The organism is Pseudomonas sp. ABa2 (assembly GCF_056676075.1).
In genome coordinates, this window is record NZ_CM155239.1 from 3,953,404 (window position 1) to 3,964,927 (window position 11,524).

The following is an 11,524-nucleotide window of genomic DNA, read 5'->3' on the forward strand; positions in this document are numbered from 1 at the left end:
GGCTGATTGCAGGCTAGTGCGCAATCCCCGCGGCCGACAGCTGTATCACCGGCCCTGATGAGGGCCAATAAAAAAGGCGGCCCGCAGGCCGCCCGAACATGGAGAGACGCTTGACCCGGACTCAACGCACCCCGGCGGTGCGCAGCGCGGCGGGCGTGTAGTCGGCGCCGGTGGCCTTGAAGCCGAAGGCGTAGGCGGACTTCTCCTCGTTCTTCATACCCAGCGCCAGATAGCGACCGGCGATCAGGTCGTACAGGGCTTCCAGGGTGTAGCCCGGCACCTTGTGGTTGTAGTAGCTCTGCGCATGCCCCTCGGCTACCCGCCACAGCTGGCCGCGGCCGTCGTAGTGGTCGACCAGCGCCAGCTGCCAGCTGTCCTCGTCGAAGTACATGTGGCGCTTGGCGTAGATGTGGCGCTCGCCGGACTTCAGCGTGGCCTCCACTTCCCAGACCCGGTGCAGCTCGTAGCGGGTCAGGTCCTGGTTGATATGCCCGGCCTTAAGCACGTCGTCGTACTTCAGCGTGGGCGAATCGAGCTTGTAGCTGTTGTAGGGGATGTACATCTCCTTCTTGCCCACCAGCTTCCAGTCGTAGCGATCCGGGGCGCCGGAGAACAGGTCGAAGTTGTCGGCGGTGCGCATCCCGTCGGCGGCGGTGCCCGGGCCGTCGTAGGCGACCTGCGGGGCGCGGCGCACGCGGCGCTGACCGGCGTTGTAGAGCCAGGCCAGGCGCGGCTCCTTGACCTGGTCGATGGTCTCGTGGACCAGCAGCACGTTGCCCGCCAGGCGCGCCGGCGCGGTCACCCGCTGCTTGAAGTAGAGCAGGACGTTGCTCGCCTTGTCCGCATCGATGTCGGGCATGTCGGCGGGAAACGCCACCTCGTCCTCGAACCGCACCAGGCTGTAGGAACCGCCGGTCTGCGGAGTGGCCTGGGTGATCCAGCGCCGCACGTTGCCGCCGCGGTAGCGGGTGATATGGTTCCACACCACCTCGATGCCATTCTTGGGGATCGGGAAGGCGTAGTAGCGGCTGTCGGCGAAGTTCTGCAGGCCGTTGCCGCCGTCCACCGCCGTGGTATGGAGGGCGCTGCGCTTGGCTGCGGCGTAGATCTCGTCGGGCACCGCAGCGCTGCGATGAGTCGGGTAGACCGGGATCTTGTAGCTGTCGGCGTAGCGCTTGAGCATCGCCAGCTGGCCGGCGGACAGCTTGTCGCGGTACTGCTCGGCATTGGCCGCGGTGATGGTGAACAGCGGTTGCTCGGCGGCGAACGGGTCGGCGAGGAAGCCCTTGCCGTCGACCGCGCCGGCGTTGCTCGGCAGGCCGCCGGTCCAAGCGGGGATGCTGCCGTCGGCGTTGCCGGCCATCTCCGCGCCGAGCGGGGTCAGGCTGGTGCCCAGTTGCGCAGCCTCCTGTTCGGAGACGGCGGCCATCACACCGGTCGCCAGCAGGGTCAGGGCCAGCGCTCCGCTTTGCAGGATTCTTGTAGTTTTCATCGGGTACGGATCCTTTGCGCGTGGTTGATCAGAAGTTCACACCGAAGCTCAGGGCCACGAAGTCGCGATCGGTGATGGTGTTGTACTCACCGCCGAAGAAATCGGTGTAGCTGAGGCTGGCGTTGTAGGTGTTCTGGTAGTCGGCATTCAGGGCGATGCTGATGGCCTTGCTGCCCTCGTTGAAATTGGGCCCGTAGCCGTCGACGTCATGCGACCAGGCCACGCTCGGCGTCAGGTTGACCCCGGCGAAGACGTTGCTGTAGTCGGCGCTGGCGCGCAGGCGGTAGCCCCAGGAGGTGTCGGTGTGGAAGCCGTCGCCCTGGCATTCGTCCGGGTTGGCGGCGTTGAACGCGGCGCACACACCCGGCGCGCTGAACTCGCCGGCACCGTAGATCGGGTCGCGGCCGAAGCGCAGCTCGCTGGGGTCGTCCTTGATCCCGCCGATGTGGTTCCAGCCCACCTCGCCGAGCAGGGTCAGGCGGCTGGCGCCGAGCACCCGATCGATGAACTGCACCGCGGTGAGCTGTGCCTGGGTGAAGGGCTTGCGCTCGTAGCCGTGGAGATCGGCGCTGGCGACGTTCTGCGCGTGACCGCTCTCGAACACCGGGTTGAACGGCAGGCCGAGGGCGGCGAAGGACAGGTCGGTGGAGTTGATCTGCATCGGCATGTTCGGCCGGTAGCTGATCTCGCCGGACAGCGCAGTGCCGCCGACGTTGGTCTGGAAGCTCAGGCCGTAGAGGCGGATGTCCTCCGGGTACTCGATGAAGTAGCGCGCGTTCGGCGCACCGGGAATGAAGCTGACGAAGTTCGGCGTGGTGGTGCGGATGGTGCTGAACACCGGGTTGCGGCTGTGGTAGTTCAGCGCGTAGAGGCCGAACTCGGTGTCGTTGAGCTGTTCGGCGAACCAGCGCAGGGCCAGGCCGTACTGGCCGCTGTCGCGCGCGTCGCGGTCCCCGGCGCGGGGAATGTAGGCGTTGTCGACGAAGGAGTTGGTCGACTCGCCCGGCGGCAGGTCCGGGCCGAACACCACGAGACGATCCTCGCAGCCGTCGGCGACCACGTCGGAGGTGGAGAAGAACGTGCCGCAGTTGTCGACCACGGTCTGGTCCCACTCCAGCTGATAGAACACCTCGGCCGAGAAGTTGTCGCTCAGGCTCTGCGAGACGTAAAGCATGTTGACCGGAATCAGACCTTCCTTGATCTCGGCGCCGGGGCGGCGGAAGGCGGCGACGTCGATGGGGTTGATCGAGTTGATGCTGTTGCCGATAAAGGTGCTCTCGCCCCAGCTGACCACCTGCTTGCCGACCCGCACGCTGCCCGGCAGATCGCCGAGGCTGTAGTTGTGGTAGATGAAGGCGTCGAGGATTTCCGCACCTGAACTTTGCGCGGCGGTCTTGCGGTTGTGATCCTCGATGTCGTAGAACAGCCGGCTCTCGTCCTTGGTCTCGAAGTCGTACCAGTACTTGCCACGGACGAACACACCGGTGTCGCCGTACTTCAGCTCGAGGTCGTGAATGCCCTTGAAGATCTTCGAGAAGGTCTCGCCCTTCTTGAAGTTCAGCCGGCCGTCGTCCGAGGTGCGCGAGGAGGCCTTGCCGCCACTGGCGACGGAGACGAAATCCGGGTCCGCGCCACGCACCGACCAGCTGGCGCCGACCGACAGCGAGCTGTCGAACTGGCCCTCGATCTCGCCGATATTGAAGGTGATGGCCTGCGCGGGGGCGGCGAATCCGACGGCGACGGCCAAGGCCAAGGTGTGCGGCTGGAAGATTCCGGGCCCTGTTGTTCTTGTCATGCGGGTCTCCTGATGTTGGGGTGCGACTGCCCTGCACCCTACGCAGCGACCGACGCCCGGATAAGCGCACCAAGGAGGGATTTCATCTGTCGCCCGAAAGTATGAATGGCGCCCTGGCGCGGGCGGCACGCGCCCACCCTCAGGCTGCTGAATGACGGAACATCAGGCCAACGGGGAACTTTCCCAGGGGGCGGGCCGGTGTTGCGTGGCGTTCAGCGCCAGCGATCGAGCAGGTTGACCGCCAGGCGATCCAGCCAGCCCCACAGGCGCTGCTGCAGGCGCCCCCACCAGGGCCGCGCGCGCCACTCGTCGAGGGTGATCTCGGCGCTGGCGGCAAAGTCGGCGACGAAGCTGGCCGTCACCGCGGCGGTCAGCTCGGGGTCGAGCGCCTCAAGGTTGGCATCGAGGTTGAAGCGCAGGTTCCAGTGGTCGAAGTTGCACGAGCCGACGCTGACCCAGTCGTCCACCAGCACCATCTTCAGGTGCAGGAAGCGCGGCTGGTACTCGAAGATGCGCACCCCGGCCTTGAGCAGGCGCGGGTAGTAGCGCTGGCCGGCGAAACGCACCGGCGGGTGGTCGGTGTGCCGGCCGGTCAGCAGCAGGCGCACCTCGACGCCGCTGGCCGCGGCCCGGCGCAACGCCCGGCGCACCTTCCAGGTCGGCAGGAAATAGGGCGTGGCCAGCCATACCCGATGCTTGGCCACGCGCAGCGCGCGCACCAGCGACTGCAGGATGTCGCGGTGCTGCGCCGCATCGGCGTAGGCCACCCGGCCCAGGCCCTGCCCCGCCGGTGGATTGCCCGGTAGCTTGCGCAGCCCCGGCAGCCGCGGCGGCTGCCAGGCGAAGCGCGCCAGGCAGGCCTGCCACTGGTACTCGAACAGCTGCTGCCAGTCGTGCACCAGTGGCCCTTCGATCTCCACCATGACCTCGTGCCAGGCGCTGTCGGCCTGCTCCGGCAGCCAGAACTGGTCGGTCGCGCCGGTGCCGCCGACATAGGCCAGGCGCCGGTCGACCAGCAGCAGCTTGCGGTGGTCGCGCTGGAAGTTGCGCAGGCCGCGGCGCCAGCGCAGCGGGTTGTACCAGCGCAGCTGCACCCCGGCCGCCTGCAGGCGCTGGCGCAGCGCCTGGCCCAGGCCGGCGGAGCCGAAGGCGTCGAACAGCCCGCGCACCGCCACGCCGCGCGCCGCCGCCCGGCACAGCGCGGCGACCAGGCGCTCGCTGCACTGGCCGTCCTCGACCAGGTACAGCTCCAGCTCGACCTGGCGCTCGGCGGCGTCGATGGCGGCGAGCATGCGCGGGAAGAACTGCGGGCCGTCGAGCAGCAGGGCGAAGCGGTTGCCGCCGCGCCAGGGGAAGATCGCGCCGCGCATCAGCGAGCAGTGAAGATCAGCACCGCACCCACCGGCACCGACAGGCTGATGGCGGACAGGTCGGCCACCTTGCGCAGCGCCTCGATGCCGCTGGCCAGGCCGAAGTCCTCGGCGTGCAGCACCAGCGGCGCCAGGCTGACCACCTGGAAGCGGCGGTCGTCCAGGCGGGTGACCAGCAGCTCGGCCTCCAGCTGGCGCGCGCGCTCGTTGAGGGTCAGGGTCAGCGGCAGGCGCAGTTCCAGCTGCGCACCCGGCGCCAGGTCGGTGAGCTGCGCCAGGTTCACCTGCGCGGCGACCCGCGCCTCGGGCAGGCGCTCGGTGTCGAACAGCATGGCGCGCAGGCGCTCGTCGCGCAGCGGGATGCCGGTGCTCAGCGAGTCCAGCTCGATACGCAGGCGGGCGCGGCCGTCGGCGGTGATCTGGCCGTGCAGGGTGAGGAAGCGGTGCACCTCCGACAGGTTGCCGGAGTGGGTGGAGATAAAGGACAGCCGCGAGGACTCGTTGTCCAGGTACCAATCGGCCTGGACGGGCAAGGCGGCAGCCAGCAACAGGGCAAACAGCGAACGACGCATGGGGACTCGGCAAACGGCATGACCAGGCGCAACGATAGTCGCCGCAGCCGGGCTTGCAAAGCCCGGCGCCCTGCTCCGGTGCCATTGGCTCAAGATCGTGGGGTTAGGCTCCCCTCTCCCATTGCGGGGAGAGGGTTGGTCGCTAGTCGTTCGGCAACAGCTGGCAGCCCTGGCGCGCGCCCAGCCAGGCGGCACTGTGGGTGCGGCCCAGGCCGCTGGCGGTCACCCGCTTGCCGGCCGTATCGTCGCGCAGGCTGCCGATCGGCACGTACTGGGCGACGTAACCTTCGCAATAGGCCGCCGGATGGCCGCTGACGTAACGGCAGGAGCAGTACTCCTTGGCGGTGTAGGCGCCGATGATGTCGGGGAACGCCGCCAGGTGCGCGCGATTGGGCCAGGCCAGGGCGATCAGCACGATGACCAGCAACAGCAGCAGGGTAAGCCAGGGACGACGACGGATCATGGCTGCACCTCCTCGGCGAAGGCCGCACGCACGCGCTTGAGCAGTTCGTTATGACTGTAGCTGCCGTCGCGGTCGTCGGCGTAGCGCACCACCACCAGTTTCTCCTCGGGCAGCACGTACAGGCCCTGGCCCCAGTGGCCGAGGGCGGCCAGGGTATCGGCCGGCGCATCCGGCCAGGGCCGCGCGGCGCCGGGCAGTTCGGCGTTGAGCCACCAATGGGCGCCGGGCACCGCGTCGCCGGGCTTGGCCGTCTGCGGCTGGTAGCCGGCGAACGGCGTGGCGACGAACTCGACCCAGGCCGGCGGCAGCAGCTGGCGCTCGCCCCAGCGGCCGCCGCGCTGCAGCAGCAGGCCGACGCGGGCCAGGTCGCGGGCGCTCATGTAGGCGTAGGACGAGGCGACGAAGGTGCCGGCGCCGTCGCGCTCCCAGGTCGCGCTGGCGATGCCCAGCGGCTCGAACAGCGCGGTCCAGGGATAGTCGGGGTAGGCCTCGGCGCCGACCATGCCCTTGAGCGCGGCGGCCAGCAGGTTGCTGTCGCCGCTGGAGTAGCGAAAGCGCACCCCCGGCGCGGCATCGGCGGCATGCGCCGCGGCGAAGCCGGCCATGTCGTCGCGACCGCGGGTGTAGAGCATGGCGATCACCGAGGACTTCAGCGGCGCGTACTCGTAGTCCTCCTGCCAGGCCAGGCCCGAGGCCCAGTTGAGCAGGTGACCGACCTTGACCTGCGGGTGCTCGGCCATCGCCGGGTAGTACTTGGCCACCGGCGCGTCCAGCTTGAAGCGGCCCTCGCCGTAGGCCACGCCGAGGGTGGTGGCGAGCAGGCTCTTGGCCATCGACCAGGTCAGGTGCGCGCTGTCCGCCGTGGTTGGCGCGGCGTAGCGTTCGTAGACGATCCGGCCGTCGCGCACCACCAGCAGCGCATCGCTGCGCACGCCCAGGCGCGTGGCGTCGTCGCGCGGCGGAAAGGCGTAGGCCTCCAGCGCGGCCAGCGCCGGGCTGTCGCTGTGGGGGACGGTTTGCCAGTCCGGCTGCGGCCAGGACTCGGCCCGGACGATGCCGGCCAACAGGCTGAGGCCGAGCAGCAGGCTCATACGGCGAAGGGAAAAGGGGCTCATGGGCGGCCTCGCTAGGAAATCGAGGCGCACCCTAGCACGGAGCCGGTGACCGCTTGAAGCGCCGCACCGCCCCTGCACGCGGGCAAAGGTGGGTTGGCGCCGAGCGCAGCCCAACAGGGGCGCGCCGCGCTCCACCCGCCCCATCGCAGCCAAGCCACCGAGCGCGCCTCAGCTCGGCAGGCGATAGTCCTCCGGCCCCATCAGGTCGAGGCCGCATTCGAGGTTCTCGATCCAGTAGAGGAAGGCGCTGATCATCTCCGCACCGACGAAGGGCCGGCCGTGCTGCGGCACTATCATCGCCACGTCCATCTCGCGGACCATCGCCGCCCACAGCCGGCAGGCCTTGTTGCCGGCCATGTAGCGGCGGTGGAAGCCCTCCATGTTGGGTAGGTGATTGACGAAGTCGCGCACCGGGTTGGCGTCGTCCACCAGCGAGGCGCCCATGTCGCCGGAGAAGAGGATCTTGCTCACCGGGTCGTACAGCTGGAAGTTGCCCACCGAATGGAGGAAATGCGCCGGCACCGCCTTCAGCGTGCACTGGCCCAGCGCGATGCTCTGGCCGCGGTCGGGCAGCGCGATGATGCGATCGAAGGTGTTGATGCCGCGGCTCAACGCCAGGTAGTTGGCGGTCAGGTGCGGCAGAAAGCGCGCCCACAGCTTGGAGCAGATCACCCGCGCCCGGGTGTGCAGCAGCCACTTGTCCAGCGAGGCGATGATGTCCGGGTCCTGGTGCGAGGCGAAGATGTAGGTCAGGTCCTGCACCGGGATGTGCTTGGACAGCTCCAGCGACAGCGGCGTGTAGGTCAGGTCGCCGCCCGGATCGAGCAGCAGGTACTGCTCGTGGTCGGTGATCAGGAACTGGTTGGACTGCACGCCCTCGCCGCTGACCAGGTCATCGAACATCAGGCATTGGTGGCTGCCGTTATCGAACAGCACGATGGGCTCGCGGCGCATGGAAACCTCGTAGACGAAACGCGAGGCAACCTTAGGGCCGCGCCCTGTGCGGCGTACTGATATGGATCAAGCCCGGGCGACAATCTGCCGCGCCTTCTCCAGGCGCTTGGCCCGCGCGCCTTCGGCGATCTGCAGCAGGCCCTGGTCGCGCTGCCACAACGCCGCCCAGGGCGCCGGGCCGGCGGCGAAGGCGGCGTCCAGCTCGGCCGCCAGCGCTCGCTGCTGGGCGAACAGGCCGGCCAGCAGCAGGTGCGTGGGCGCCGCGCTCGGGCACTGCCGGGCCACCTCGGCGCAGCCGGCCAACTGCGCCAGCAGGCGCAGCTGCAGGGCCTCGGGCCAGGCGCATTCCTGGCCGACGCCATGCAGCCAGGCGCACAGCGCGGCGAGCACGTGGACGTCCTCGATGCTGCGAAAGGGTTTCACGTAGTCGGCCCAGCCGTCGCCGGCCAGACGCTCGCACTGCGCCTGCTGCAGATGCAGGCGGGCGTGGCCGATATCCGGCATCAGCGGCAGTGCCGGCAGCGCCTCGATGCGCACCCCGGGCGCGCCCTGGCGCACCACGCCGAGCACCAGGCGCGGCGCCTCGCCCGGGCCGTCCTCGCGCGCCGCCACCAGCAGCCAGTCGGCGCACTCGGCGGCGGTGACGAAGTCCTTGCGCCCGTCGATATGCAGGCCGTCGATACGGGTGTGCATATCCGCCGGCCGCGTGCTACGCCCTTCGGTGACGCACAGCGCGCCGGCCGACCAGGGCGCCGCCGGCCACAGCACGCGCAGCGCCGCCTGGTAGCCGGCGAGAAAGGCCAGCCCCGGCGTCGCCGCCAGGCGCCCGCCGAGGGCCAGCTCGAACGGCTGCGGCGCCCCGCCCAGGCGTTGCAGCAGCCGGCCGTACCAGTCCTCCAGGCCCTGTTCGGCGCTCAGGCGGGCAGCGGGTTGCAGCAGGGTTGACCAGGGCATCGCGTATTCCCTCCAGGCAACGGCCGGCGGCCGTCACACAAGCATCAAAAAAGCTTCACGGTGGTGACACCGCGGCTACCTAGCCTGACTTTGCCCAACAAGATCGACCGGCTGCAAGTCCCGAAAGCCGGCTTTAAGGAGGCTCAGGCATGACCCAGACTGCACCCAACACCGCACGCCGCCTGCAGGCCGAACGCCTGGTGGGTCCCGCCGCCCTGCGCGAGGCCCAGGCCCTGCGCTACCGGGTGTTCAGCGCCGAATTCGACGCCAAGCTCAACGGCGCCGAACTGGGCCTGGACATGGACGACTACGACATTCACTGCCGGCATATCGGTGTGCGTGATATGAACAGCGGCGAGCTGGTGGCCACCACCCGCCTGCTCGACCACCAGGCCGCCGCCGGCCTCGGCCGCTACTACAGCGAAGAGGAATTCAGCCTGCACGGCCTGGCCGGGCTGCAGGGCCCGGTGCTGGAGATCGGTCGCACCTGCGTCGATGGCGCCTACCGCAACGGCGCCACCATCGCCGTGCTCTGGGGCGAACTGGCCGAGGTGCTCAACGAGGGCGGCTACCGCTACCTGATGGGTTGCGCCAGCATCTCCATGCAGGACGGCGGCATCCAGGCCCAGGCGATCATGCAACGCCTGCGCGAACGCTACCTGTGCACCGAACACCTGCGCGCCGAACCCAGGCACCCGCTGCCGCAACTGGACGTGCCGGGCAACGTCATCGCCGAGATGCCGCCGCTGCTCAAGGCCTACATGCGCCTGGGCGCGAAGATCTGCGGCGAACCCTGCTGGGACCGCGACTTCCAGGTCGCCGACGTGTTCATCCTGCTCAAGCGCGACGAGCTGTGCCCGCGCTATGCCCGCCACTTCAAGGCGGCCGTGTAGGTTGGGCTGAGCGCAGCGATGCCCAACGGGCGATGTGCGGCCACACGTCGGCGTTGCGCCGCCCCGCTGTCGTTGGGCTCCGTCGCTGCTCGACCCAACCTACAGCCAGACAGCCAGGCATCGCCAAACGCTCCTGTGCATGGATAATGCCGCCACTCATCCTTAAGCGGAGGCCCCGATGGCCCAACTGCGTCTGTCCCTTCGCCTGGCCCACCTGCTGCTGGTAATCGCCTGCGGCGCCCTGCTGGCCGGCGTGGTCAGCCTGTGTGAACGCCTGGTGCGCCACGACCTGATGGCCCTGCGCCAACGCCTGACCCGCTGGTTCCTCGCGCGCCTCAGCGGCGCCCTGCCGTTTCGCGTGCGCGTCGAAGGCGAGCTGCCCGCGCAGCCCATGCTATGGGTCGCCAACCACGTGTCCTGGACCGACATCCCGCTGCTCGGCGCGCTGCAGCCGATCTCCTTCCTGTCCAAGGCCGAGGTGCGCACCTGGCCGCTGGCCGGCTGGCTGGCGCACAAGGCCGGCACCCTGTTCATCCGCCGCGGCTCGGGCGACAGCAACCTGGTCGGCCAGCAGCTGGGTCGCCATCTGCAACGCGGCCGCCACCTGCTGATCTTCCCCGAGGGCACCACCACCGACGGCCAGGGCCTGCGCACCTTCCACGGACGCCTGCTGGCGAGCGCGATCGACAGCGGCGTGCCGCTGCAACCGGTGGCCATCCGCTACCTGCGCGGCGGCCAGCCGTGCCCGGTGGCGCCCTTCGTCGGCGACGACGACATGCTCAGCCACCTGCTGCGCCTGCTGCGCAGCCAGGCCGGCGAGGTGCAGATCCAGCTGCTGGCGCCGATCGCCAGCAACAGCGCCAGCCGCAACGAACTGGCGCGCCAGGCGCAGAGCCGCATCGCCACCGCCCTACAGCTGGACGCGCCGGCAGCCCAGCGCGAGGCCGCCTGAAGCCCACACCAGGCCGGCCATCCAGGAGCTGTGGGCGGCGCTGATTGCAGCACAGGCCTTTCTCAGGCCGACGGCGGCACGATCAGCGCATCGCAATCCACCTCGGCCAGCAGACGACTGGCCACGCTGCCCAGGACGAAACGCGCGAGTCCCTGGCGCGCATGGGTGCCGAGCACCAGCAGATCGGCGCCCGACTGCTGCAGGGCCTCGCCGATCACCCGCTCGGGAGAACCAAACGCGACATGCAGGCACTCAGCTGCCAGCTCCACCCCTTCCTCGCGAAGCTGGGCGACAGCCTGATCACGGGCGGCGCTGCGCTGATTCTCCAGCAACGCCGGGCCGAGCCCCGCCTCCGTCATCGTGCCGCTCGAAGGCAGCTCCAGGGCGCAGGCCGCGGCGAGATCCAGCGAGTCCAGCAACCCCAGTTCCCGTACCCGACGCAAGGCCTGCTGCGAAGTGCTGCTGGATAGATCCAGCGCCAGCAGCGCGCTACGGTACTCGTGCATCACCGGCCCATTGACCCGCAGCACCGGCAGATGGCTGCTGCGCACCAGCCGCTCGAGGGTGGTACCGGCGAAGAAATCGCGCAACATCGATTTGCGGTGCGCCCCCACCACCAGCAGGTCGGCCGCCAGCTCCTGTGCACTCGCCACCAGCAGCGAGGCCGGGTCGCCACTGTCGACCACCACTCGCGGCCGGCTGCCGGCCTGCTCGGCCAGACGCTCGGCCTGCGCCTGCAGCAGGGTCTCGGCCTGACGCACCTGATTCTGCACGAATACCGTCGGCGCATCGTCATCGACCGCATGCACCAGGCTCCAGTCCCCGCCGCCCTGACTTCGCACCAACTGCACGGCGCGCTGCATGGCATGTGCCGAGCGCTCGGAAAGGTCGGTCGCCACCAGTATCTTGTTCATCTCATCCTCCTCGGCAGGCATCTGGCCCGCTCCGTTGAGCGCCTGGACAG

Annotated in this window: 11 protein-coding genes; 2 read left to right on the forward strand and 9 right to left on the reverse strand. The window is 69.2% G+C overall.

Features of this window, described 5'->3' with window-relative positions:
- Window positions 1-121: 121 nt before the first annotated feature.
- The 8 genes from AC1G9C_RS19275 to AC1G9C_RS19310 form a co-directional block, all read right to left on the reverse strand.
- Window positions 122-1,492, reverse strand: a complete 1,371-nt coding sequence (locus AC1G9C_RS19275) for a DUF1329 domain-containing protein (RefSeq protein ID WP_122108342.1) — start codon at window positions 1,490-1,492, stop codon at window positions 122-124.
- Window positions 1,493-1,520: 28 nt separating this feature from the next.
- Window positions 1,521-3,287, reverse strand: a complete 1,767-nt coding sequence (locus AC1G9C_RS19280; protein ID WP_480408510.1) for a DUF1302 domain-containing protein — start codon at window positions 3,285-3,287, stop codon at window positions 1,521-1,523.
- A gap of 212 nt (window positions 3,288-3,499) precedes the next feature.
- The gene (locus AC1G9C_RS19285; protein ID WP_480408511.1) at window positions 3,500-4,657 is read right to left on the reverse strand and encodes a phospholipase D-like domain-containing protein; all 1,158 of its coding nucleotides are present in this window, start codon (window positions 4,655-4,657) and stop codon (window positions 3,500-3,502) included.
- Entirely contained in the window at window positions 4,657-5,229 is a 573-nt protein-coding gene (locus tag AC1G9C_RS19290; RefSeq protein WP_397496201.1) for a YceI family protein, read from the reverse strand. Before AC1G9C_RS19290 ends, AC1G9C_RS19285 begins: the two co-directional genes overlap by 1 nt.
- 142 nt (window positions 5,230-5,371) lie before the next feature.
- Window positions 5,372-5,692 (reverse strand): amidase, encoded by a 321-nt coding sequence (locus tag AC1G9C_RS19295; RefSeq protein ID WP_397496200.1) that lies wholly within the window; start codon window positions 5,690-5,692, stop codon window positions 5,372-5,374.
- Window positions 5,689-6,807, reverse strand: coding sequence for a serine hydrolase domain-containing protein (locus AC1G9C_RS19300; RefSeq protein ID WP_480408512.1), 1,119 nt, complete (start codon window positions 6,805-6,807; stop codon window positions 5,689-5,691). The genes AC1G9C_RS19295 and AC1G9C_RS19300 overlap by 4 nt, the downstream gene beginning before the upstream one ends.
- A 168-nt stretch (window positions 6,808-6,975) precedes the next feature.
- The gene (locus AC1G9C_RS19305; RefSeq protein WP_021445675.1) at window positions 6,976-7,761 is read right to left on the reverse strand and encodes an oxygen-binding di-iron domain-containing protein; all 786 of its coding nucleotides are present in this window, start codon (window positions 7,759-7,761) and stop codon (window positions 6,976-6,978) included.
- A gap of 66 nt (window positions 7,762-7,827) precedes the next feature.
- Entirely contained in the window at window positions 7,828-8,715 is an 888-nt protein-coding gene (locus AC1G9C_RS19310; protein WP_480408513.1) for an acyl-CoA dehydrogenase middle domain-containing protein, read from the reverse strand.
- Between the two features lie 149 nt (window positions 8,716-8,864).
- Here AC1G9C_RS19310 and olsB point away from each other — a divergent pair, with 149 nt between their 5' ends.
- Both olsB and AC1G9C_RS19320 read left to right on the forward strand, forming a co-directional pair.
- Complete coding sequence (olsB, locus tag AC1G9C_RS19315; RefSeq protein ID WP_021444159.1) at window positions 8,865-9,608, forward strand: L-ornithine N(alpha)-acyltransferase; 744 nt, start codon at window positions 8,865-8,867, stop codon at window positions 9,606-9,608.
- A gap of 178 nt (window positions 9,609-9,786) precedes the next feature.
- Window positions 9,787-10,560 (forward strand): lysophospholipid acyltransferase family protein, encoded by a 774-nt coding sequence (locus tag AC1G9C_RS19320; protein ID WP_480408514.1) that lies wholly within the window; start codon window positions 9,787-9,789, stop codon window positions 10,558-10,560.
- Window positions 10,561-10,622: 62 nt separating this feature from the next.
- On the opposite strand, the gene AC1G9C_RS19325 is transcribed toward AC1G9C_RS19320, so the two are convergent.
- Window positions 10,623-11,474 (reverse strand): universal stress protein, encoded by an 852-nt coding sequence (locus AC1G9C_RS19325; protein WP_122108355.1) that lies wholly within the window; start codon window positions 11,472-11,474, stop codon window positions 10,623-10,625.
- Window positions 11,475-11,524 lie beyond the last annotated feature (50 nt).